The following is a 21,150-nucleotide window of genomic DNA, read 5'->3' on the forward strand; positions in this document are numbered from 1 at the left end:
TCAGCTGCGGGTGGTGGTCCCGCACTCCTCGTGCTTCTCGATGTCCTTGCTGCGGTCGTACGGGTCGCTGCTCGGGCCGGTCGGCTCCGGCCGGGTGCCGAAGCTCATGTTGAACTGGGCGAACTGCGGGTGGAAGAAGCCGTCGTAGACGTCGCAGGCGCTGTTGCCGACGTCGCTGTCGGTGTCCGCGAAGCGGATCTTCTTGCTGTCCACGTCGTACCGGGCCGGGTCGTAGAACCGGAAGGCCATCACCCGTCGGACGATGGTCCGGGCGGTCCAGGTGTTCGGAGCGACGTCCTCGGTCGTGAAGCCGGCCGGCTTCACGGTGCCGGCGGCGGGCGAGGGCCGCTTCTTGCCGGCCTCCGGGCCGGGGCGCAGCGCGTAGACGAAGGTGTAGTCGGTGCGGACCAGCAGGCCCTTCTCGCCGTCGCCCTCGAAGCTCATCCGGCCCTGCACCTTCACGGTGTCGTTCACCGGGATCGCGTCGCGCGGGTCGAAGCGGCTGAACACCGAGGTCGCGTCCCCCTTCTCGGAGGGCGCGCGCAGCCAGCCTTCGGTCTGCCGCCGCGGATCGGTGTCGAGCATGGACAGCGCGGTGTCGGTCTGCCCGCCCGCGACCATCGCGTGGTCCAGGTTCGAGGCCACCAGGAAGTCCTTGACCAGCTTGAGCCGGGCGGCCACCTGGTCGGCGTCGAAGGTGCCGACCGCCTGGGCCTGCGGCAGCAGGATCGCGTCCGGCCCGGCCGGCCAGCCCTCGGCCGGGGAGCCGGCCCAGGGGCGGGCCACGGTGGGCTGCTGCTCGTCCACCTGCGGGGCGGCCGCGGTCGGCTTCGCGGTCTCCGGGCCGACGGTCGGCACCGGACGGGCCGCGGTGCCGTCGGCCGTCCCGGTGTCGCCGCGCCAGTCGGCGTACCAGCCGCGCAGCGACTCGACGTTGAGCGCGGCCAGCACCAGCGCCACGGCGAGCGCCACGTAGAGCGGCGCCTGCCAGTTCGGCCTGCTCCGGCGGACGTTGCCCCAGGGGTCGACGGGCTTCGGCTTGCGGCCGAAGCGGCGCTTCGGCTTCGGGCCGTCGTTGACGGAGCGGCGGCCGCCCGGGTCGTGCGGCGGCTGCTCCTTCCAGCGGGCGGCGAGCATCCGGGTGCGTCCGGACTGCTCCTTGACCTCGGCGGAGCGGACGAACTCCTCGTCCAGGACCAGCTTGTCGAACGGGTCCTCGGCGGGACGCGGCTCGGGCTCTTCGGCTATGGGCACGCGCACAGTATGCCGACGCCGTCGAGCGCCCGTTCGGGAGGGCCGGACGGTCCGCCGCTCCGCCGTTCCGGTGCGTACGGGTTGCTGACGGTTCGTCCGGTGTACGGCCGTCAGCGGGCGCGGCGCGAGCGCTTGACCGAGCCGACCACACCGGCGACCACCAGCAGCAGGCCGGCCGGCGCGAGCGAGGAGAACAGCGACTCGAACAGCTCGGTCCCCCCGAGGAAGGTCAGGTTCACCGTGTTGAGCAGCCAGAACGCGGCCGAAGCCGGGAGCGCCGAGCGCCACGGGTGCTCGGCGGCCCAGCGGTGGATCCGGCGGTCGGCCGCGTCCCGGCGCAGCTTCCCGCCCAAGGTCCCCACCAGGAACAGCACGAACAGCCCCAGCCCGGCCGGCCCCGCCACCACGTCCGCACCCCAGTGCCCGGTCACCACGTTCACCCCGAGCGCGGCCGAGCCCACCAGGGCCCCGGCCCCCGCGGCCGTCCGCCAGGGCCCCAGCGTCGCCGAAGCCACCGCCAACTGGTTCTTCTCACCACGCGACAGATCTCCGTGTCCCATGCCCTCCACGGTCCTCCCGTCCACTCCCGTAATCCATAGGGGCCACCCCTGACCTTCCCCCTACGGGGAACGACGGCCAGGAGTGGCCCCGAAGAAGGAGGACGCGGCGGCCGGGTGCGGTGGGCCGGGGCCGGGATCGCCGTGGTGCGGCGGAGCTCCTCCTCGTTCCCTCAGGTGCGGTACTCCAGGGTCAGGGTCGCCGCGGTGCCGCGTTGGAGGAAGAGGTAGGCGGTGCTGGAGAGCGGGCGGTCGAAGGCCAGGCGGAGTTGGAGGGGGGTGCCCGGGGTGACGGTGGGGTGGAAGTCGGTGGAGGTGCGGGTGCCGGAGCTGAAGGCGGGGATGGTGGCGGCGTCGGGGGTGTCGGCCAGGGCGGCGTAGTCCTCGGGGGTCGTGGTGCAGCCGGGGCCGAAGCAGCCGGCGCGGGTGGAGACGGTCAACTGGGCTTCGTTCCAGGGGTTTCCGCTGCCGCTGGCGTAGGAGACGGTGAGCCGGGCGGCGGTGACGGTGGCGCCGGCGGGGAGGGCGGAGGTGTCGAAGGAGAGCAGGGCCCGGTTCTGCTTGCCGTCGGTGCCGCGGCCCACGGCCAGGCCGAGGGTGCCGGCCAGGGTGCCGACGGTGGGGGAGGTGCCGTCGGTGTTGGCCTTCACGTAGCCGTCGCGGGTGGTGTCGTCGGAGAGGGCGAGGGTGCCCGTGGAGGGGGAAGGGGACGGGGACGGCGAGGGGGTGGGTGAAGTGCCGTCGAGGGAGAGGAACGTGGCGATGCGGTGGGACGCGCAGAGGTTGACGTCCAGGACGTAGGCGCCGGCCGTGCCGCACTGCTCGGCTCCGCTGCCCGGGTCGACCGGCTGCCCGTGTCCCATCCCGGTGATGGACCAAGTCTCCACCCGGGCCTGCCCGTTGGCGTCGGCGTAGACCTTGTGGGGGTTGCCCCCGACGGCCTCGGTGAGGGCGGGGGTCTGCGGGACGCCGTTGGCGTCCGTCCACTGCTCCATCAGCTCGGTGAGGTTCACGGGCTTCACCAGTGCGTCCGAACTCCCGTGCCAGATAGACACCTTGGGCCAGGGGCCGGTCCAGGACGGGTGGCCGGAGCGGACCAGGTCGCCCCACAGGGCGGGGGTCAGGTCGCGGCCGGTGGTCATGCAGTCCACGCTGGCCTGGGTCTGGGTGGAGGCGCAGCGGTACGGCAGCCCGGCCACCACCCCGCCGCCGGCGAACACGTCGGGGTAGTCGGCGAGCAGCGCGGCGGTCATCGCCCCGCCGGCCGAGAGCCCGGTGACGTAGACCCGGGACGGGTCGGTGGACAGGTCGGCGGTCGCCCGGGCGACCATCTGACGGATCGACAGCGCCTCGCCCTGGTCCCGGGAGTAGTCGCCGGGGACGAACCAGTTGAAGCAGCCGGAGGAGTTGTTGGCCGACTGCTGCTGCGGCAGCACCAGTGCGAAGCCGTACCGCTCGGCCCACTTGGTCCAGCCGGTCTCGTCGTCGTAGGCGGCGGCGGACTGGGTGCAGCCGTGCAGGGCGACCACCAGCGGCCGCCCGGCGGGCAGCCCGTCCGGGACGTAGCGGTACATCAGCAGGTTGCCGGGGTTGGAGCCGAAGCCGGTGACCTGGGTCAGGACGGCGGCGGCCCGGGCGGGGGAGGGGGAGAGGAGGGGGAGCGCGGCGGCGAAGAGCACGGCGAGCAGCGTCAGGACGGCTGCCCACCACGCCCGTTGGGGTCGGACGTGCATGGTGAAGGCTCCTGGGTGGGGGTGAAGCCGGGTGGGGGTTGCCGCGACGGTAGTGGCGGGGCGGTGGCCCCGGTCACGGTGCGGGCGGACACCGGCGGGCGGCCCGGGTGGCGGTGCCGCACATTGCCCACAGCGTGGACGGCTGCGCCGGACGGATGCCGCCTGGTGCGAGGATGGCCGTACACGTGAGCAAGGAGCGGCCATGACCAGCAGCGCGTCCGGACAGAAGATCGCCTTCCTCGGCACCGGCAAGATCGGGGAGGCCCTGCTCTCCGGTCTGCTGCGGGCCGGCACCGACCCGGCGGACGTCCTGGTCACCGCCCGCCGCCCCGAGCGAGCCGCCGAACTGACCGAGCGCTACGGCGTCACCGTGGTCTCCAACGCCGAGGCGGCCAAGCTGGCCGACACCCTGATCCTGGCGGTCAAGCCGCAGGACATGGGCACCCTGCTGGAGGAGCTCTCCCCGCACGTCGAGCCCGACCGGCTGGTCATCTCGGCGGCGGCCGGCGTGCCGACCCGCTGGTTCGAGGCCCGGCTGGCCCCCGGCACCCCGGTGGTCCGGGTGATGCCCAACACCCCCGTGCTGGTCGACGAGGGGATGAGCGTGATCTCCGGCGGCTCGCACGCCGAGGAGCAGCACCTGGAGCGGGCCGAGGAGATCTTCCGCTCGGTCGGCAAGGCGCTGCGCCTGCCGGAGAGCCAGCAGGACGCGGCCACCGCGCTCTCCGGCTCCGGCCCGGCCTACTTCTACTTCCTGGTCGAGGCGATGACCGACGCGGGCATCCTGCTCGGCCTGCCCCGGCACGTGGCGCACGACCTGATCGTGCAGTCCGCGATCGGCGCCTCGGTGATGCTCCGCGACTCGGGCGAACACCCCGTCAAGCTCCGCGAGGCGGTCACCTCCCCGGCCGGCACCACCATCGCGGCCATCCGCGAGCTGGAGAACCACGGCGTCCGGGCCGCCCTGCTCGGCGCCCTGGAGGCGGCCCGCAACCGCTCGCAGGAGCTGGCCTCCGGCGGCAAGTAGGCTCACGGGCGTGAGCTACGACTTGGTGGTCTTCGACAACGACGGCGTGCTGGTGGACAGCGAGCCGATCTCCAACCGGGTGCTCGCCGAGTACCTGACCGAGCTCGGCCACCCGACCACGGTCGAGGACTCCTACCGGGACTTCATGGGCTGCGCCGCGCACACCGTGCACGACGTGGTCGGCGAGCGGTACGGGGCACGGCTGCCCGAGGGCTTCGACGAGCTGTTCCACGCCCGGGTGTTCGCCGCGTTCGAGCGCGAGCTCACCCCGGTGCGGGGCGCCGAGGAGCTGCTGAAGACCCTTCAGCAGCGCGGCGTCCCGTACTGCCTGGCCTCCTCGGCCCACCACGCCTGGATCCGCACCGCGCTCGACCTCACCGGGCTGCGCGGCCACCACGCCGAGGAGCGGATCTTCAGCGCCCAGGACGTCGGCGTCGGCAAGCCCGCCCCCGACCTCTTCCTGCACGCCGCCCGCACCCTGGGGGTGGACCCGGCCCGCTGCCTGGTGATCGAGGACAGCCGCAACGGCGTGCTGGCCGCCCGGGCCGCCGGGATGGACGTGTACGGTTACGCGGCCCTGACCGACCCGGCCAAGCTCGCCGGCGCGGGCGCCACCGGCCTGATCACCGACCTCGCCGAGGTGCCCGGGCTGCTCGGCCCCTGACGGGCGGTCGGACGCCCGGAAAACTTTTTTCCCCGGCCTGTAACGCCGCCGGTGCCCCGCGGCGTGGGTACCGCGACGAACGGGATCGGGGAAGGACCAAGTGGTGGGGGAAGCTCCTGCGGACTTCATGGAGTTCGCACACGCCCACAGCGGCAGACTGTTCAGAACGGCCTGCCTGCTGACCGGTGACTGGCACCTCGCCGAGGACCTGGTCCAGGAGACCCTGGCGAAGATGTACCGCTCGTGGCGGCGGATCGACCGCTCCGAGCCCCCGCTGGCGTACGCCCACACGGTGCTCTCCCGGACCTTCGTCTCCCAGCGCCGGCTGCGCCGCTCCGGCGAGCGCCCCTCCGAGGCGCTGCCCGAACCGGACGGCCACCTCGGCGACGACCCCGCCCTGCGGGTCGCCCTGCTGGAGGCCCTGGCCCAGCTGTCGCCGAAGGACCGCACGGTGCTGGTGCTGCGCTACTGGGAGGACCGCTCGGTCGAGGAGACCGCCCGGCTGATGGGCATCCGGGTCGGCTCGGTGCGGGTGCGCAGCCTCCGCGCCCGCGACCGCCTCCGGCAGGTCCTCGGCCAGGACTTCGCCGAACTGAGCCGCGCGTGACGCCCCCGCGCGGCCGCGCCCGCACCGACCGAACGGAGACCGGCACCGTGCACCACGACCAGCAGCCCGACGTTCCGCTGCACGACGCCCTCGGCGTGGCCGTGGGAGGCTTCGCCCCGCACAGCCGTGACCTGGTCCACCGGGCAGCGGCTCGCGGCCGACGGCTCCGCCGTCTCCGGCGGGCCCAACTCGGCCTTGCGGCCGCCGTGTTGATCGGGGCGTCCGGATTCGGGCTGAGCACCCTCGGCCCGGCCGCCGGCCCCGCCCCGGTGCCGCCGGCCGCCTCGTCCGCCGCTCCGCCGTCGCCGTCGGCGGTGCCGACGCCCTCTTCCTCCACCTCCCCGCCCATCGTCCCTCCCACGATCCTGGCACCGAGCTACCGGCCGGGTGGCACGGATCGCACGGGGCCGGTGGACCACCAGCTCGCGGCGATGCTGCCCCCGCGAGGCAGCATCAGCGGCGGCCTCCGGGCGGGGCAGTTCACCGAAGGGCGGCTGACCCTGCCGGACGGCGGAGCGGCGGCACCCTCGGCGCGGCCCCCGGGGACGGACCGGGAGGTCACCGGCAGTCTGCTGTTCGACGACGGGCACGGACCCGTGACCGTGGCCGTGACGCTGATCGACCTCACCCCGCAGGAGGTGACGGGGCCCCGGTGCGAGAACGGGCAGTACGTGTCCTGTGCGATCCGGCCCGATGGCACTCGGGTGACCACGGGGCGGGAGAAGGACCCCGGGCGCGAGACCAGGTGGAGCGTCACCGCGGTGCGTCCCGACGGCCGAGGAGTGCGGGTCGTTCAGTTCAACTACACCGACCTCTCCCGGACGGCGATGGCGATCAGCTTCGACGAGATGACCGCCATCGCACTGGATCCGCACTGGGCGAAGTGACCAACGGGACGTGTCCGCAATCGACGTGACGGAGTGTTGGCAATGAGTAGGGCAGCAGCCGGATTCGGCTTCGCGGTGGCGGGGGCCATCGTGTGCGGGGCCGGGGGGTACGCGGCGTACGCGCTGGTGGGCGGCCCCACCCCGGGGGGGCCGAAGGTCCCGGCGGTGGTGGTCACCGGGCCGCCGACGGCGGCGGAGGCGGCGAAGGGGGCCGAGGCGTTCCTGAAGGCCTGGGCGGACGGCGACTACGAGGAGGCCGGGCGCCTCACCGACCGCCCCGAGCCCGCGATCGTCGCCCTGACCAGGTTCCGGACGGAGCTGAAGCCGACGGCGGTCTCGCTCGCCCTGGGCGGCCCGGTGCCGTCCGCCTCGCCGTCGCCGTCCTCCTTCGTGACGACTCCGCCGGTGTCGGACCGCGAGGTGCCGCTGGCCTTCCGGGCCGAGGTGCGGCTGCCCGACGCGGCCCAACCCTGGCGGTACGAGGGCGCGTTCAGCATGGTGCGGGGCCGGGACGGGCGGGTGGTGGTGCACTGGAGTCCTGATGTGGTCCACCCCAAGCTGACCGGCACCAAGGAGCTGTCGGTGCGTCCGATCTCCTCCTCGCCCTCCCAGGTGGTGGACCGAAAGGGTCGGCCGGTCGGTGAATTCCCCTCCGTGAGAGCGGTGTTGGGGCAGATCAGGTTCACGGGGACGGAGGACCCGGGCAGTGCGGGCCGCGGGGTGGTGGCCTTCGCGCAGGGCAGCTCGTCGCCCGGCGAGCAGCTGTTCACCATCACCGAGCCGAAGAACGGTGCCCAGCGGCGGCTGACCCTGGACGCCGACCTGCAACGGGCCGCCGAGGCGGCGGTCGCGGCCCGGACCACACCGGCCTCGATCGTGGCCGTCGAACCCAGCACCGGTCACGTGCTCGCCTTCGCCAACAACCCGGCCCAGGGCCAGAACCGGGCCTTCGGGGCCAACCAGGCTCCCGGCTCCACCATGAAGGTGGTCACCGCCGCCGGGCTGCTGGAGGCCGGCCTGACGCCGGACAGCCCGCTGCCCTGCCCGCCGACCACCACCGTGTCCGGCCGGACGGTGCGGAACGACTTCACCGATCCGCGCCCGGGCTACACCTTCAAGGACGACTTCGCGCAGTCCTGCAACACCGCCTTCCTGGACGCGGGCGGCGACCGGCTCAAGGGTGCGGCCATGCCCACCCTGGCGCGGGAGGTGTTCGGGCTCGGCCTGGTCTGGCAGACCGGCATCGACACCTTCGACACCGCCGTACCGGTCGAGAGCAACCCGGCCGAGGCCGCCATGGCCCTGATCGGGCAGGGGCGGGTCCAGACCAACGCGCTCGCCATGGCCTCGGTCTCGGCCACCGTCCAGAGCGGCATCTTCCGCCAGCCGGTCCTGATCCCCGGCCTGCCCCAGCCGAAGTCCGCGCGCACCCTCGGTGCACAGACCCTGAAGGACCTGCGGTCGATGATGCGTCGCACCGCCGAGAGCGGTACGGCCGCCGGGGCGCTGCGCGGCATCTCCGGCGCGGCCGGCAAGACCGGCACCGCCGAGGTCAACGGGCAGCCCAAGCCCAACAGTTGGTTCACCGGGTACTGCGGCGACCTCGCGGTGGCGGCCGAGGTCCAGGCGGGCGGCCACGGGGCGGAGGCCGCCGCACCGGCCGCGGCCGCGCTGCTGCGGATCGGCAACACGCGGTAGCACCACTCGGGCGTCGGGTGTCGGGCGTCAGGCGTCGGGCTCTTCGGAGCGGGCAGGACCCTCCGGGGCCTCCGGCCGGCCGGGTGGCTCGACGGTCTCCCGGCGGCGGCGTCGGGAGGGGCGGCGCGGGCGGTGCGGCATCAGCTCGCGCCGCCCGTCGCTGTCTGCCGCCCGGACCAGTGGGATCCGGGGCGGGAAGGCCAGGACGGTGGCCTCCGGGCCGGAGGAGTGCTCGTCGTCGGCCTCGGTGCGCGGCGCCCGGACCTCGGACCCGGCCGGTGGCGGAGCCTCCGAAGGGCCCTGGGCCTGGGCCGGGACGGAGGGTGCGGGGCCGGACACCGACTGGCGGTGGAGGTGCTGGACGGCGTCCTGCCACCCCTGGGCGTAGGCGGACTCGCGGGACCGCTCGTACTCCTCCGGAGTGGTGATCAGCACGCCCTCGGGGAGGGCCAGTTCGACCAGCGAGGTCAGAGCCCGGGTGACGGCGGCCGGGGAGAGCCGGCGTCCGGGCTCCCGGGAGGCACGGTCGGTGAGCTGTGCGATGAAGGCGAGGAGGTCGAACTCCTCGCCGCTCTCGGCCAGTTCGCCCGGGCCGGGACCGTCCGTCCGGTTGTTCTGCCCAGCCACGCGCCGAACGCCTCTCACCGATCCACGGGCTCAGCCCGTAGCGAGCCGTCTGGTCCCCTTGCGTCCCGTAGTCTCCCGGCCGGTCTCCCGGTGGTCGTCCCCGGCCTGGTCGGGCGTGAACTGCTGGGCGACCTTGATGAACATCTCGCGCCGGTCGTCGGGAATCCCGAGTGCCGATGCGACCTGCTCCAGGGTCATCCGCTGCCCGACGGCCGTGGCGGGTGCGGTGTCCACAGGGTAACCGACCGCCTCCGGGAGATCATCCGCCGTCAGCTTGCCCGACTGGATGAGGACTTCCCGGATCGGGACGCCGAGGGCGTGGGCCAGACCCCGCATGGTGTCGAGGTCGGGCATGCTCTGGCGCTGCAGCAGCCGGGTCACGGCTGCCCGGTGCACGCCCGCGTCCTCCGCGAGCTTCGACTTGCCGCCGCCCCGGGGACTGTCGATGTCGTACCCGCGGTCGCGCATCAGGTCCTCGATCCAGGACGCGAACCGCTCGATGTCGGTGCTGCTGCTCGGCACCATGTGTTGGACTCCCTCCGCCTGCCCCCGCACCACCCAAGGGTACCGCGCGCTCGCGCGCGTAATCAGTGCTCGGGCGCACCCTGTCATGTCGATTGGGCCACGGTTGTGCGGTGATTCAGCCGCTCTGTGAGGGAGTCGTCGCGGTCCGTCGAAGGTCCGTCCCGAAACAGCTTGCGTGCGCAGGCGCAACAACGCAGGATGAGTGCGAACCCGCAACAAGATCGGACGGGCCGCCCCGGGCTCCGCCCTCGAGTCCTGGAGCAGCCCTGCCATGCCCGTTGCCACCACCGTTGCCGACGCTGCTGCTGCTGCCGCCGCCCGTCCCGCTGCTACCCGTCCCGTCGGCGAGGGTCACGCCTACGCCCGGGAGCGCGCCGAGGACTGGCGCGAGCGGGCCGCCTGCCGGGGGCTGCCGGCCCGGGAGATCTTCGTGACCAGGGCCGCCCAGGCCGCCCCGGCCCTGCGCCGCTGCGCGGCCTGCCCGGTGCGCCGCCGTTGCCTGGAGGCGGTGCAGCCCGAGCTCTCCTGGTTCGACGGAGTCTGCGGCGGCCGCCTCTGGCGCAACGGTCGCGTGGTCGAACCGCGTTGAAGTCCGCCTCCTCTTCCTGTCCCGCCGTCTCTGCCGGGGAGTCACCCATGCACGCCCAGTCCGCCTTCCCCTCCACCGTCGCGGGCCGTCAGCTCGCCCGCGCCGCCCTGTGGATCGACATCCTGCGCCGCCAGTTCCCGGAGCTGATCGATGAGTTGGCCCCCGGACGGCCGGGTGCCGCCAACCGGTCCGGTGCCCCCAAGGGCGCCGCCGAGGCGGCCCGCCGGGCGGCCGCCGACCGGGCCGACCGCGAGGCCGCCCTCTGGAACGAGCGGCACGGGCTGCGCGGCGCCTCCGGCGGCCGGGCCCCGCTGCGCCTGCACATCTCCGACGTGCTGCGCGACATCACCGACGGGGTGGTCGAGTTGGAGGAGGCCGTCCGGGAGAAGCTCCGGCTCGGCCGGGCCCCGCGGGCCGACGTGCCGGCCCGGCTGGACCGGATCGAGGCGCTGCTCGCCGAGGTGGCGGGCCACCCGACGCTCGCCGAGCACGTGCTGGAGGAGGCCCGCCGGATGTCCCGCCGCTGCTCGGCGGCGCTCGGCGAGGCCGAGACCCTGGTCCGGGTGCGGGGCCGCTGCCCCTGGTGCGACTCGGTCTCGCTGCGGGCCTTCCCGGCCTGGCGGGCGGTGCTCTGCGTCAACCCCGGCTGCCGCTGCACCGAGCCGGACTGCGAGTGCCGCACCGCCCCCGGTCACCGGCACAGCTGGGCGGAGACCTCCTGGTCCCAACTGGCCCAGGAGGCCGGGGTGGACGAGGCCGCCCTGGCCGTCCTGGTGGACGAGGCCGAGCCCGCCGGCCCCGTCCCCGCCGCGGTGGAGGGGGCCCGATGAGCACGCTCGGACTCCCGGCCGGGGCCGCCCTGGTCAACGCGCTGATCGCCGCCGCCGAGGTGGACGTCGCACCCGCCACCATCCGCAAGTGGGTCCAGCTCGGCCACCTGGCCGCAGCCGGACGGCAGGGCAGGGCCCTGCTCTACCGGCTGGAGGACGTCTTCGCCGCCGAGCGCCTCACCCGGCGAGGTCGCCCGCGATCCGCCTGACACACCATCAAGAGAGCCCCGCCCCGGCACGGTTGCCGGAGCGGGGCTCTCGGCGTTCCGACGGACGTGCCCGCCCGCACAAGTTGCGCCCGCGCACGCAATGCGTCACAGTTGGAGCAGCGGCGGAGCTGTGCCCCCAGCGCGGAAGCGAGGGGAGCGCGGCCCGCCGTTTCGCACGGGGCGGCCGCCGCCCCGCCGGCAACGGACCCCCTCCTCCCTCCCGCAAGAGGTCCCGCCGCCGTGCCCACCGACGGCCGTCCCGCGCACCGACTCCGAGCCCCCGTCAGAAGGGAGCAGAACCATGGCCACTCCGCTGCTGGCCCTGCCCGACGTCGAACGCCTGATCGTCGACAGCCTGCGCAACCGCACCGAACTGGCCGCCGCCACCGTCGACAACAAGCCGCCCGCCGGCTTCGACGGGACGCAGGCGGTCGTCCTGGTCTCCCGCACCGGCGGGGCCTGGATCGACGACCAGCACCTGGACCTCCCGCTCGTGGACCTCGAGGTCTACGGGCCGACCAAGACCGCCGCGCACGCCCTGATGCAGCTGGCCCGGGCGGCCGTCTTCCAGCTGCGCGGCACCGTCTACGGCGGCGCCCTGGTCGTCGACTTCCAGGAGACGGACGGCCCCCGCTGGCTGCCCGACTACAACCGGACGAGTGCCAACAGGTACCGGAACACGGTGCAGTTGACGCTCCGTCCACTCTGAGCCGCCGCCCCGGCGGGCTCCCCACGATCGGGCCCCTCGCACCACTGCGAGGGGCCTTTCCCGTACCCGCGACCGCGAGTACGGACCACCCGGCACCACCTTCTCCCGAGGAGATCACCATGGCAGGCACCAACGCTTCCGAGATCCGCGTCGCCGGCACCGGCCGCATCCTGGTCGCCCCGGTCGGCACCGCCGCCCCGGCCGACACCTCCGCCGCCTGGGCGGCCGCGTGGAAGGACCTCGGCTACACGACCACCGACGGCATCAAGTTCGCCAAGAAGGACAAGATCGACCCGGTCAAGACCTGGCAGTCCTCCAGCACCGCCCGGCTGATCTACGGCGACCGTGACCTCACCCTGAAGTTCCAGCTGCTGCAGCTGAACGAGGACACCCTGCCCTTCTTCCTCGGTGGCGACGCCACCGCGGAGACCGCGGCCGGCTCGGGCATCTACAAGTACGACCTGTCCCCGGCCCCGAAGGCGAACGAGAAGGCCCTCGGCATCGAGTTCACCGACGGCTCGGCGATCACCTACCGCTTCGTCGTCCCGCGCGGCCAGGTGACCGACACCGAGGAGCTCGGCCTGACCCGCACCGCTGCCATCAAGCTCGGCGTCACCTTCACCGCCCTGTCGGTGGACGACACCAAGCCGCTGGCGACCATCCTGATGAAGGACCCGGCCTACTCGGCCGTCTGATCCCTCGTCACCCCCTGAGCAGGGCCCGGCGGACCATCCGCCGGGCCCTGCCCGCTCTCCCCAACTCACCAGTCAGGAGCCCGACATGGCCAGCTTCTCCGTCAACGCCGCCCGCGCCCAGCGCCTCGAAGCGCTCGGCCGCACCTGGACCTTCGACCTCGACGGCGAGGTCTTCGAACTCCCCACCGAGCTCGCGCGCGGGATCGCCCGCAAGCTCGCCGCGCTGGACGACAACGACGTCGACGGCCTGCTCCGACTCCTGCTCGGCGACGCCCAGTTCGAGCGCTTCGACCGCCACGACGTCACCATGCAGGACGTCGGCGCGATCCTGGAGGCCTACGGCAAGGAGACCGGGCTCGGCCTGGGGGAATCCTGAGCCTCGGCGCGTTCGTCGACGAACACGCCGAGGCCCTCGAAGCCGACCTGCTCCGGCACTACGGCGTGGACCTCCTCGACTGGCACCGCGACCGGCTCTCCGCCCGCCGGCTCTCGGTGCTGATCAAGCACCTCCCGCGCGACAGTGCCCTCACCCGCGAACTCCACGGCGAAGCCGCCGACTGGTCCACCACCGACTACCTGCTGGCCAACGTGGTCGACCACCTCGCCGTCGCCAACTGGATGTTCGCCACCATCAACCGCGACGAGGAAGCCGACCCCCTCGACCCCCCGGAGCCGGTCGTCCGCCCGGGCCAGGAGGACGAGGACGGCAGCCCGGCGGACGAGGACTGGGACGAGGAGCCGCGGCCGGTACTCCCGAGCGCCGTCGAGCTCCGCTCGTTCTTCGGATAGGACCGGAGGAAATCCATGGCCAACGTACCCGGCTCCGACCTTGCGGATCACCTGCTCAAGGACAAGGTCAACGGCCTCGCCGACGAATGGACGGTCTACAAGGCCGATGCCAAGGTCCAGAAGCACATCCTGACCGGGCTCGCGAGCAGCATCACCTACATCAAGGGTGACCTCAACGGCCTGGCCGGCAGTCTCACCGCGATGAAGGCCGACGTCACCCTGCTCGCCTTCGGCCTGACGGCGATCAAGGCCGACTACACCTTCCTGAAGGTGGACGAGAAGGGGATCTACTGGCGCGGCCGTCCGCTGAAGCAGTGGGGGGCCGACAAGGACAAGCAGCGCGCGAAGAACACCGAGAAGGCGCAGGCGGCCCTCAAGGAGAAGAACGGCGAGATCGTACGCCGCCTGCGGCTCATCGAGAACAAGCTCTCCGCCCACGGCACGACCAAGGAACAGCTCGAGGCCGCGCGGATCAAGAAGAACGCCTCGTCCCGGGCTTACCGGACCTCGGGCAGTGATGACGACCTCAAGACCGCCCAGCGTGACATGAAGGAGTTCCAGCGCCTGCACGACAAGGCGCAGCGCGAGTCCGACGACCTCAAGAAGCTGGTCAAGCAGGCGCAGAAGGACGAGGGCCGCCTCGGCAAGCTCGCCAAGGAGGCCGAGAAGGTCACCAAGATCACGGACAAGATCAACAAGGCGGAGAAGCGGGCGAAGGAGCAGAAGACCGCGGCGGACAAGTACTTCAGGGACATCGAAACCAGGGCCGGCCGCCTGGAGCAGAAGCTCAGGAGCCTGGCCGCAGCCGTGGGCTGACCACGAACGGAGAAGTGATGAGTCTCAAGTCCTCCCTCATCGGGGCCACGGGAAGCCTGTCGAAGTTCGCCTCCTCGCTCGGAACGACGGCCTCCAGGGTCGACCGGCTCCGGAGCTCGGCGCGGGACGCCGACGGTGCCGTCGGCAAGTTGAAGAACTCCGCCGCCCAGGCCGAGAAGGCCGTGGGCGGCACCGGAAAGGCCGCCGGGACCACCGGCGGGATGTTCGGGAAGATGAAGACCGGCCTGGGGGCGGCGACCACCGGGTTCAAGGGCCTCAACACGGCGATGAAGGGCAACATCATCGGCCTGCTGCTGATGCTGCTCGCGCCGCTGATCGCCAAGATCGTCGACATGGCGATGCAGTCCAAGACCATGCAGAAGATCATGGACACCGCCTTCAAGGTGATCGGCAACGTCATCGACACGGTGATGAAGGCGATCGGCCCGGTCATGAAGCAGACCGGCGAGATCATCACCAAGGTCTGGGGCAGCATCCAGTCCGCCATCGCCACCGTCGTGGACTGGATCTGGACCGCGATCAAGTGGTACTTCAACGCCTACAAGACCGTGATCACCACCGTGCTGGACGTGGTCCTGAGCGTGGTGACGGGTGCGTGGAACGGCATCCGCAGCGCGATCTCCGGCGTGCTGGACTGGATCAAGAGCGCCACCACCGGTGCGTTCAACACCGTCAAGGACGCGCTCAGCAGCGCCTGGGGGGCGCTGTCGGGGATCGCGGAGTCCGCGTTCAACGGGGTGCTCGGGGCGGTGAAGACACCGCTGAACGCGGTGATCGGGCTGGTCAACCGGGCGATCAACGCGATCAACGGGATCAAGATCGAGATTCCGGACTGGGTGCCGGGGATCGGCGGCAAGGGGTTCGGGGTCCACATCCCCACGATTCCGATGCTGGCCAACGGCGGCATCATCGCGCCCTCCGCCTCCGGCACGCTCGCGCTGATCGGCGAGGGCGGCCAGCACGAGGCGGTCATCCCGCTGGACCGGCTGGACAAGATGCTCAGCTCCGGCGGGGCCTCGGCGCCCGCGCTGCACCGCCTGGCCGCCGCCGTCGAGGCGATGGCGCTGCGGCCGGTCCTGGTCCAGGTCGACGCGCAGACCATCGCCCGCGCCGCGATGGACGGTCAGCGCCAGCTCGTGCGCCGGTAGCCGACCGGCAGCAGCCAGAACCCGACACCTGAAGAGAGGAGTTGTGCCGCATGCCGCACAACCTGTGGATCGGCCGGCCCGGAGCGCTCCGGGAGATCGACCAGGCCGCGAAGAGTTGGGACCGCAGCGCCGACCTGGGGGTGACCGAGTTCCGGGCGCTCGGCGGGCGGGCGACGGTGGTGTACACCCCGAAGCCCGTCCGCCGCCTGAAGCTGAGCTGGGAGGGGCTGGACCGGGACACCGCCACCTACCTGGACCGGCTGGCCCGGCGGGCCGACGGACCGGGGCCGCTCGCGGTGATGGACCCGGCCTCGGTGAACCTGCTGGAGCCCGCCCAGGCGGCCGGACGGGACCGGACGGGCAGCACCGGACGGGCCTGGTTCGTCTCCGGCCAGCCCGGCGCGGTGGTCGAATCGACCACGGTCAAGGGGCAGTTCGGATTCCAGGCGCAGGCCGCGGAGAGCGCGGTGGCCTGGCGCAGCCCGTACTGGGCCGGCGGCCTGCCGGTGGTGCCGGGCTGGACGGTGTCGTTCCGCGTCCCGACCGCCTTCCCGACCGACACGTGCGTGGCCCAGCTGGACTTCAAGTCCGCCGCCGGCACGTACCTGAACAGCGCGGTGGTGACGGGCCGTCAGGTCACGGCCGTGGTACCGCCGGACGCCGCCTTCGTCACGGCGGTCGCCAAGCCGGGTGCGGTCGGCACCTACTCGCTGGCCAACGCCTGCTACACCATCGGCGGCGACTGGCCGGACGAGGCCCTGCCCGGCGACGGCTGCCCGCCCATGGCGATCACCGGCTACAGCGACGTGCCGACGGCACAGCTCCGCTACCGCAACGTCTCGATCGACCTGCTGGAGGTGGCCGGTGCAAACGGATGACCCCACCATGATCGACGCGCTCGCCGCCGGCGAGCGCGCCTACCGCAGCACCACCCGCCTCGGCGGCACCGACCTCAGCCCGCAGATCCAGGGCTGGAAGGTCGACCGCGCCTACAACACCGACCTGCCCTCCGCCATGCGGGCCTTCGCCGGCAGCTCGTCCGCCCAGCTGGACCTCCAGCTGGGCGGCAGCGCGGCCGGCAACGGCCCCGCGCTGTACTCGCCGTGGGCCCCCCGGGCCACCGCCGACACTGTCCGTCCGCGCCAGTCGGTGGTGCAGACCGTCGGCCTGGAGAACACCGGCTCGGTGCCGGTGTTCCGCGGGACGGTGCGCAGCCGCTCCGCCGCCTCCGGCGGCGACTCGGTGCAGGTGACGGCGCTGGACGGGGCCGAGCGGCTGCGCGGCCCGGCCCATCTGCCCAAGCCCTACGCCGGGTTCCTCGGCAAGCAGCCGATCGCCAGCGCCACCTGGTGCGTGGACGAGCTGCTGCGCCAGGGCGGGGTGCACACCTGCCCGCCGCCGCGCTACCCGAACGTCTCCAACGACCAGCACACCGCGTTCTACGCCTCGCTGCACGGCGGTCTCACCCCGACCTACGGCATCCCGTACCAGATCCCGGCGGCCACCGACTACGGCTGGTCCCGGACGGCGGCGCCGTACGAGATGGCCCTGGTCCCCAAGAAGACCAACCTGACGGTCAGTTGGATGCCGCGCAGCCGTACCAGGATCCCCGGCCGGACCGTCCTGGCCGAGGTCACCGTGAACAACATGGTCGGAGCCGGCGAGCGCGCCAAGGTGCAGATCGACCTCGCCACCGACGACGCGGGCTGGGGCTTCGGCCTGCTCCGCTTCGCGGTGGACTTCAACGCCGGTACGGTGACCGCCTGGTCGGGCCGTGAGGGCGGAGCCGGCCAGGGGTACAGCTGGTCCTTCCCCGCGCTCACCCAGCAGAAGGGCAACTGGCAGCTGGGCATGCTCTGGGACGGCATCTCCTCGCTGACCCAGCAGCGCTACGACTCCACCCTGCAGCGGTACGCCAAGGCGTTCCAGCTGATCCCGCACCTGATCGCCCCCGACGGCACCCAACTGGCCGGGCAGATGATGGAGTTGAACGCTCCGGACGCCATGCAGTGGGAGTCCGAGCTGTACCGGGTCGACCTGGTCACCGACGTGGCCGCCGAGTGCGTCCAGGTGACCGCCGGCGCGGGGACGGTCTTCACCTTCCAGCCCGCCGGCTTCAAGCAGGACTGGAAGAAGGGGGCCACCCTCGACGAGGTCACCCTGCCGCTCTACAGCGTCCCGACGGTCTCGGGGAGCCAGTGGGACGTCATCACCCAGATCGCCAAGGCGGCGCTTTCCACCGCCGAGTTCGACGAGACGGGGGTCTTCCGCTGGCGCAACCACACCCGGTTCCTCAGCGCGCCGACCAGGGCGCAGCGCACGCTGACCACCCTGCGGGACATCGCCGCCCTGACGGTCTCCGAGGAGATCGACGCCTGCCGCAACTACTGCGTCCAGCCCTACCAGGACTGGTCCAAGGTGGAGACCCAGAAGAGCGAGGTGATGCACGACGGGGCCCTGGTCCGCACCGTCCCGGGCAACGGCGTGCTGGAGATCGCCTACGAGAAGGCGGTCGAGGAGCCGGACATCTGGCCGCCGCTGGTCGACTGCGACCAGGTCGTCTCCGAGGACTCCGCCGTCCGCTTCTCGCTGGTCAACGCGGCCAACCAGAAGGCGCAGAAGGGCCGGGTGGAGACCTCCGTCCGCCGGGACGGCGGCACCCTCTACGTCCGCTTCCGGAACATGGCCGCCGAGCCGCTCTACACCGTCAACAAGGACGGCTCGGGCTCGGTCCGGCTGGTCATGCCGATGCCGAAGACCGAGCCGGTGAAGCGCACGGCGATCGTCCAGAACTCCGAGAGCCAGGCCCGCTACGGCTTCCAGGAGTTCACCGCGGAGGACACCGACTGGGTGCAGGACTACGACACCGCGATCTCGCTGGCCAAGGCGCTGGAGATGTCCGGCCGCTACCCCATCCCGGTGTTCGGCGGAGTCGAGGTGCTCTACGACCCGAGGCTCCAACTCGGCGACGTGGTACAGCTGGTGGACACCTCCGGCGCCTACCTCGACACCCTGGCCTGGGTCATCGGCATCTCCGTCGAGGCCGGCTCGGACGGCGCCATCCGGCAGACCCTCACCCTGCGCGGCACCTCCTGGCCGAGCGGCGAACTGGACGTCGGCCTCACCCCGGACCCGCCGGTCGACCCCGAGGCCTGGACCAGGCAGCCGTTCAAGCAGGTGACCGAGCGGTACCCGTCCTACGCCCACATCACCCAGGCGGGCCGCAGCTACAAGGACCTCTGGACCCGCTGAGGGTCCGCCAACCCCCTTCCGAGGAGCCAGAGATGACCGACACCACCCCGCAGACCGCCGACACCGTCCGGCTCGACGCCGACCAGCTGCGCACGCTGGCCGCCGAGGTCGCCCGGCAGCTGGCCGACTGGCTGTCCACCCGCGCCCCCGGCCGGATCCCGGTCGACGACCCGCTGGCGGGCGCCGGGCAGCAGGTCAGCCTGCCGACCGGGGCCTCCGTCACGATCGAGTTCCCGCAGCCGCCGGCCGAGCCCGCCGAGCCCGCCGAGCCCGCCGCGTAGCCCGTCAACTCCCGTACGACGAACCAGAGGTGGACTCGTGACCAAGCAGACCCCGATGAACCAGCTCCCCTACCCGGAGCCCAGCGACATCGCCGACATCCCGCTGCACCTCCAGGCGCTGACCCAGGCTGCCGACTCCCGGATGGTGATGCGCTTCGACACCGCCACCGCCCGCGACACCGCCGTGGTCCAGCCGGTGGCCGGCATGATCGCCTGGATCAAGTCGCCCGGCTACTACACCGTCTACAACGGCACCGGCTGGGTGCAGGACCACACCCTCAACCCGCCGCGCCTGATCACCAGGCAGAGCGCGGACCAGTCGCTGCCCAACAACGCCATCCTCTACCTGACCTGGGCCGCCAGCCCGATCACCGACAGCCACGGCGGCGTCGACCCCGCCCAGCTCACCCGCTACACCCCCAAGGTCGCCGGGCACTACCTGGTCACCGCCCAGGTCGCGTTCAGCGTGAACACCTCCGGCGGCCGGGTGGTCAACCTGATCAAGAACGGCGACGCCAACCAGAACTTCGGCCAGGTCGCCCACGGTGCCGTCCCGGTGGCCGGCTACTTCACCACGCTCTGCGCCACCGGCATGACCTACTTCAACGGGACCACCGACTACTACGAGGTGCAGGTCGCGCAGAACTCCGGCGCCACGCTCACCACGGTGAGCGTCGGCACCATCACCCGTGCCCTGCGCGTCTTCTGACTCGTCGTCACCACCGAGCCCTGCCCCGGCCGCACCCCGGCCGGGGCAGGGCTCTCCCCGTTTCCCGCCAGGAGGCACCCCATGACCGACTCCACCCGCCGCGCCCTGCGCACCACCCTGCAGACCCTGCTCGGCCTGCTCGCCGCCCTCCCCCTGCTGGCCGACAGCGGCACCCTGCCCGCCACCCTCCCCGGCCTCGCCGTCGCCGTCAGCGTCTCCACCGCCCTCACCCGGCTGATGGCCCTGCCGGGCGTCGAGGCACTGCTGCCCTCCTGGCTGCACCGCGCCCCCGACGGGGAGTCCACCGAGCAGGGCGAGTGAACCCCGGCTCCACGGGGATGGACTCGCTGGACACCCTCGTCGTCTGGTGCGGTGCGCTGGCCGCGGTCGCCGCCGCCACCGGCATGCTCTGGCGGCTCGGCCGGGTCGTCCGCCAGATCGCGCATAGGGTCGAGGAGTTCAGTGAAGACTGGCAGGGTACCGAACCCCGCCCCGGCGTCCCCGGCCGAGAGGGCGTGATGGCCCGGCTCTGCGGCATCGAGGAACGACTCACCGCCGTCGAGCACGAGCTGCGCCCCAACAGCGGTTCGTCGATGCGCGACGCCATCGACCGCGTCGACCGCCGCACCCTGCGCATCGCACCCGATGCGGACAACTGAACTCACCATCAGGCAAGGGGGACTGACATGCAGTTCGTGCCGCGCGCCCAGTGGGGCGCAGCCCAGCCCAGGACCGACCTCCGCACCGTTGGGGCGACCCAGGGCGTCAAGATCCACTACGAGGGGACCGCCGTCCCCGCCGACCTCGCCGACGCCGCCCAGCACTCCCGCTGCGCCGCCCGGGTCCGCGCCATCCAGGCCAGCCACCTCGCCAACCACGCCGAGGGCTACGTCGACATCGCCTACAGTGCCGTGGTCTGCCCGCACGGCTCGGTCTTCGAGGGGCGCGGCGCTCACCACCAGACGGCGGCCAACGGCAACGGCGCGCTCAACCGCGGCCACTACGCGGTCTGCGCGATGCTCGGCGACTCCGGGCTGACCGAGCCGACCGAGGCGATGCTGAACGGTCTGCGCGACGCGATCGAGTGGCTGCGGCGCGACGGCGGCGCCGGGCCCGAGATCCGCGGTCACCGCGACGGCTACGCCACCAGCTGCCCCGGCGAACCGCTCTACGCCTGGGTCCGCCAGGGCGCCCCCCGCCCGTCGGGCAAGCCCGAGCAGCAGCCGCCCGCGCAGGAGCACCGGGACCAGCAGGAGCAGCAGCAGCAGCCCCAGGGCCCGGCCTGGCCGGGGGAGTACCTGAGCCTGCGCTCGCCGATGCTGCACTCCGAGGCCGTCCGGGTCTGGCAGCAGCGGATGCGCGACCGCGGCTGGAGGATCGACGTGGACGGCTGGTACGGCCCGGCCTCCGCCGCCGTGGCCCGCGGCTTCCAGGCCGAGAAGGGGCTGCAGGCCGACGGGGTGGTCGGACCGGCCACCTGGTCGGCCGCCTGGAACGCGCCGGTCAGCTGACGTGCCGTCGGG

General features: G+C 72.6%; 26 protein-coding genes. 21 read left to right on the plus strand and 5 right to left on the minus strand.

Going from position 1 to position 21,150, the window contains the following annotated elements:
- The 3 genes from ACWEPF_RS17395 to ACWEPF_RS17405 all read right to left on the minus strand — a co-directional run bounded on the left by ACWEPF_RS17395 (position 1) and on the right by ACWEPF_RS17405 (position 3,544).
- Positions 1-1,254, minus strand: coding sequence for an SCO2583/SCO2584 N-terminal domain-containing protein (locus ACWEPF_RS17395; protein WP_452173231.1), 1,254 nt, complete (start codon positions 1,252-1,254; stop codon positions 1-3).
- Between the two features lie 110 nt (positions 1,255-1,364).
- Entirely contained in the window at positions 1,365-1,814 is a 450-nt protein-coding gene (locus ACWEPF_RS17400; RefSeq protein ID WP_452173232.1) for a hypothetical protein, read from the minus strand.
- 170 nt (positions 1,815-1,984) lie between these two features.
- Positions 1,985-3,544 (minus strand): extracellular catalytic domain type 1 short-chain-length polyhydroxyalkanoate depolymerase, encoded by a 1,560-nt coding sequence (locus tag ACWEPF_RS17405; RefSeq protein ID WP_452173233.1) that lies wholly within the window; start codon positions 3,542-3,544, stop codon positions 1,985-1,987.
- A 202-nt stretch (positions 3,545-3,746) separates the two neighbouring features.
- On the opposite strand from ACWEPF_RS17405, the gene proC reads away from it, so the two are divergent.
- The 5 genes from proC (at position 3,747) to ACWEPF_RS17430 (ending at position 8,427) form a co-directional block, all read left to right on the plus strand.
- A complete protein-coding gene (proC, locus tag ACWEPF_RS17410; protein ID WP_345289234.1) occupies positions 3,747-4,571 on the plus strand; it encodes a pyrroline-5-carboxylate reductase in 825 nt (274 codons plus the stop codon).
- Between the two features lie 10 nt (positions 4,572-4,581).
- The gene (locus ACWEPF_RS17415) at positions 4,582-5,235 is read left to right on the plus strand and encodes an HAD family hydrolase (RefSeq protein WP_452173234.1); all 654 of its coding nucleotides are present in this window, start codon (positions 4,582-4,584) and stop codon (positions 5,233-5,235) included.
- Between the two features lie 103 nt (positions 5,236-5,338).
- Positions 5,339-5,842, plus strand: coding sequence for a SigE family RNA polymerase sigma factor (locus ACWEPF_RS17420; RefSeq protein ID WP_452173235.1), 504 nt, complete (start codon positions 5,339-5,341; stop codon positions 5,840-5,842).
- Positions 5,839-6,729 (plus strand): hypothetical protein, encoded by an 891-nt coding sequence (locus ACWEPF_RS17425; protein ID WP_452173236.1) that lies wholly within the window; start codon positions 5,839-5,841, stop codon positions 6,727-6,729. The genes ACWEPF_RS17420 and ACWEPF_RS17425 overlap by 4 nt, the downstream gene beginning before the upstream one ends.
- A 42-nt stretch (positions 6,730-6,771) precedes the next feature.
- A complete protein-coding gene (locus ACWEPF_RS17430; protein ID WP_452173237.1) occupies positions 6,772-8,427 on the plus strand; it encodes a penicillin-binding transpeptidase domain-containing protein in 1,656 nt (551 codons plus the stop codon).
- Between the two features lie 27 nt (positions 8,428-8,454).
- On the opposite strand, the gene ACWEPF_RS17435 is transcribed toward ACWEPF_RS17430, so the two are convergent.
- Both ACWEPF_RS17435 and ACWEPF_RS17440 read right to left on the minus strand, forming a co-directional pair.
- Positions 8,455-9,054: a hypothetical protein gene (locus ACWEPF_RS17435; protein ID WP_452173238.1), complete on the minus strand. Its 600-nt coding sequence runs from the start codon at positions 9,052-9,054 to the stop codon at positions 8,455-8,457.
- 30 nt (positions 9,055-9,084) lie between these two features.
- Positions 9,085-9,579: a helix-turn-helix domain-containing protein gene (locus ACWEPF_RS17440; RefSeq protein ID WP_452173239.1), complete on the minus strand. Its 495-nt coding sequence runs from the start codon at positions 9,577-9,579 to the stop codon at positions 9,085-9,087.
- Between the two features lie 271 nt (positions 9,580-9,850).
- Here ACWEPF_RS17440 and ACWEPF_RS17445 point away from each other — a divergent pair, with 271 nt between their 5' ends.
- The 16 genes from ACWEPF_RS17445 (at position 9,851) to ACWEPF_RS17520 (ending at position 21,138) form a co-directional block, all read left to right on the plus strand.
- Positions 9,851-10,168 carry a WhiB family transcriptional regulator gene (locus tag ACWEPF_RS17445; RefSeq protein WP_452173240.1) on the plus strand — a complete coding sequence of 106 codons (318 nt, stop codon included), beginning with the start codon at positions 9,851-9,853 and terminating at the stop codon, positions 10,166-10,168.
- A 47-nt stretch (positions 10,169-10,215) separates the two neighbouring features.
- Positions 10,216-10,998, plus strand: a complete 783-nt coding sequence (locus ACWEPF_RS17450; RefSeq protein WP_452173241.1) for a hypothetical protein — start codon at positions 10,216-10,218, stop codon at positions 10,996-10,998.
- On the plus strand, positions 10,995-11,207 hold the full coding sequence (locus ACWEPF_RS17455) for a hypothetical protein (protein ID WP_345289242.1): 213 nt from the start codon (positions 10,995-10,997) through the stop codon (positions 11,205-11,207). Before ACWEPF_RS17450 ends, ACWEPF_RS17455 begins: the two co-directional genes overlap by 4 nt.
- Positions 11,208-11,508: 301 nt before the next feature.
- Positions 11,509-11,916: a hypothetical protein gene (locus ACWEPF_RS17460; protein WP_449797782.1), complete on the plus strand. Its 408-nt coding sequence runs from the start codon at positions 11,509-11,511 to the stop codon at positions 11,914-11,916.
- A 119-nt stretch (positions 11,917-12,035) separates the two neighbouring features.
- On the plus strand, positions 12,036-12,611 hold the full coding sequence (locus ACWEPF_RS17465) for a phage tail tube protein (protein WP_345289244.1): 576 nt from the start codon (positions 12,036-12,038) through the stop codon (positions 12,609-12,611).
- Between the two features lie 85 nt (positions 12,612-12,696).
- On the plus strand, positions 12,697-12,987 hold the full coding sequence (locus ACWEPF_RS17470; protein ID WP_452173242.1) for a hypothetical protein: 291 nt from the start codon (positions 12,697-12,699) through the stop codon (positions 12,985-12,987).
- Between the two features lie 65 nt (positions 12,988-13,052).
- Positions 13,053-13,400, plus strand: a complete 348-nt coding sequence (locus tag ACWEPF_RS17475) for a hypothetical protein (RefSeq protein ID WP_345289247.1) — start codon at positions 13,053-13,055, stop codon at positions 13,398-13,400.
- 15 nt (positions 13,401-13,415) lie between these two features.
- Positions 13,416-14,216 (plus strand): hypothetical protein, encoded by an 801-nt coding sequence (locus ACWEPF_RS17480; protein ID WP_452173243.1) that lies wholly within the window; start codon positions 13,416-13,418, stop codon positions 14,214-14,216.
- Between the two features lie 17 nt (positions 14,217-14,233).
- Positions 14,234-15,385 (plus strand): phage tail protein, encoded by a 1,152-nt coding sequence (locus tag ACWEPF_RS17485; protein ID WP_449797780.1) that lies wholly within the window; start codon positions 14,234-14,236, stop codon positions 15,383-15,385.
- Between the two features lie 50 nt (positions 15,386-15,435).
- Positions 15,436-16,263 (plus strand): hypothetical protein, encoded by an 828-nt coding sequence (locus tag ACWEPF_RS17490; protein WP_452173244.1) that lies wholly within the window; start codon positions 15,436-15,438, stop codon positions 16,261-16,263.
- A gap of 7 nt (positions 16,264-16,270) precedes the next feature.
- A complete protein-coding gene (locus ACWEPF_RS17495; RefSeq protein WP_452173245.1) occupies positions 16,271-18,637 on the plus strand; it encodes a hypothetical protein in 2,367 nt (788 codons plus the stop codon).
- Between the two features lie 32 nt (positions 18,638-18,669).
- Positions 18,670-18,918 (plus strand): hypothetical protein, encoded by a 249-nt coding sequence (locus ACWEPF_RS17500; RefSeq protein ID WP_452173246.1) that lies wholly within the window; start codon positions 18,670-18,672, stop codon positions 18,916-18,918.
- A gap of 37 nt (positions 18,919-18,955) precedes the next feature.
- Entirely contained in the window at positions 18,956-19,627 is a 672-nt protein-coding gene (locus tag ACWEPF_RS17505; protein WP_452173247.1) for a hypothetical protein, read from the plus strand.
- A gap of 81 nt (positions 19,628-19,708) precedes the next feature.
- On the plus strand, positions 19,709-19,948 hold the full coding sequence (locus ACWEPF_RS17510) for a hypothetical protein (RefSeq protein WP_452173248.1): 240 nt from the start codon (positions 19,709-19,711) through the stop codon (positions 19,946-19,948).
- A complete protein-coding gene (locus ACWEPF_RS17515; protein WP_449797777.1) occupies positions 19,945-20,286 on the plus strand; it encodes a hypothetical protein in 342 nt (113 codons plus the stop codon). The genes ACWEPF_RS17510 and ACWEPF_RS17515 overlap by 4 nt, the downstream gene beginning before the upstream one ends.
- Before the next feature lie 27 nt (positions 20,287-20,313).
- Positions 20,314-21,138 (plus strand): peptidoglycan recognition protein family protein, encoded by an 825-nt coding sequence (locus ACWEPF_RS17520; protein WP_452173249.1) that lies wholly within the window; start codon positions 20,314-20,316, stop codon positions 21,136-21,138.
- Positions 21,139-21,150: the final 12 nt, after the last annotated feature.

The organism is Kitasatospora sp. NPDC004289 (assembly GCF_053602875.1).

What these genes read in the sequence shown, in the direction of transcription:
- ACWEPF_RS17455 (WP_345289242.1), top strand. Translation starts at nt 10,995, where the DNA reads ATGAGCACGCTCGGACTCCCGGCCGGGGCCGCCCTGGTCAACGCGCTG.
- ACWEPF_RS17495 (WP_452173245.1), top strand. Translation starts at nt 16,271, where the DNA reads ATGATCGACGCGCTCGCCGCCGGCGAGCGCGCCTACCGCAGCACCACC.
- ACWEPF_RS17465 (WP_345289244.1), top strand. Translation starts at nt 12,036, where the DNA reads ATGGCAGGCACCAACGCTTCCGAGATCCGCGTCGCCGGCACCGGCCGC.
- ACWEPF_RS17460 (WP_449797782.1), top strand. Translation starts at nt 11,509, where the DNA reads ATGGCCACTCCGCTGCTGGCCCTGCCCGACGTCGAACGCCTGATCGTC.
- ACWEPF_RS17510 (WP_452173248.1), top strand. Translation starts at nt 19,709, where the DNA reads ATGACCGACTCCACCCGCCGCGCCCTGCGCACCACCCTGCAGACCCTG.
- ACWEPF_RS17470 (WP_452173242.1), top strand. Translation starts at nt 12,697, where the DNA reads ATGGCCAGCTTCTCCGTCAACGCCGCCCGCGCCCAGCGCCTCGAAGCG.
- ACWEPF_RS17485 (WP_449797780.1), top strand. Translation starts at nt 14,234, where the DNA reads ATGAGTCTCAAGTCCTCCCTCATCGGGGCCACGGGAAGCCTGTCGAAG.
- ACWEPF_RS17450 (WP_452173241.1), top strand. Translation starts at nt 10,216, where the DNA reads ATGCACGCCCAGTCCGCCTTCCCCTCCACCGTCGCGGGCCGTCAGCTC.
- ACWEPF_RS17500 (WP_452173246.1), top strand. Translation starts at nt 18,670, where the DNA reads ATGACCGACACCACCCCGCAGACCGCCGACACCGTCCGGCTCGACGCC.
- ACWEPF_RS17480 (WP_452173243.1), top strand. Translation starts at nt 13,416, where the DNA reads ATGGCCAACGTACCCGGCTCCGACCTTGCGGATCACCTGCTCAAGGAC.
- ACWEPF_RS17400 (WP_452173232.1), bottom strand. Translation starts at nt 1,814, where the DNA reads ATGGGACACGGAGATCTGTCGCGTGGTGAGAAGAACCAGTTGGCGGTG.
- ACWEPF_RS17440 (WP_452173239.1), bottom strand. Translation starts at nt 9,579, where the DNA reads ATGGTGCCGAGCAGCAGCACCGACATCGAGCGGTTCGCGTCCTGGATC.
- ACWEPF_RS17445 (WP_452173240.1), top strand. Translation starts at nt 9,851, where the DNA reads ATGCCCGTTGCCACCACCGTTGCCGACGCTGCTGCTGCTGCCGCCGCC.
- ACWEPF_RS17490 (WP_452173244.1), top strand. Translation starts at nt 15,436, where the DNA reads ATGCCGCACAACCTGTGGATCGGCCGGCCCGGAGCGCTCCGGGAGATC.
- proC (WP_345289234.1), top strand. Translation starts at nt 3,747, where the DNA reads ATGACCAGCAGCGCGTCCGGACAGAAGATCGCCTTCCTCGGCACCGGC.
- ACWEPF_RS17405 (WP_452173233.1), bottom strand. Translation starts at nt 3,544, where the DNA reads ATGCACGTCCGACCCCAACGGGCGTGGTGGGCAGCCGTCCTGACGCTG.
- ACWEPF_RS17430 (WP_452173237.1), top strand. Translation starts at nt 6,772, where the DNA reads ATGAGTAGGGCAGCAGCCGGATTCGGCTTCGCGGTGGCGGGGGCCATC.
- ACWEPF_RS17520 (WP_452173249.1), top strand. Translation starts at nt 20,314, where the DNA reads ATGCAGTTCGTGCCGCGCGCCCAGTGGGGCGCAGCCCAGCCCAGGACC.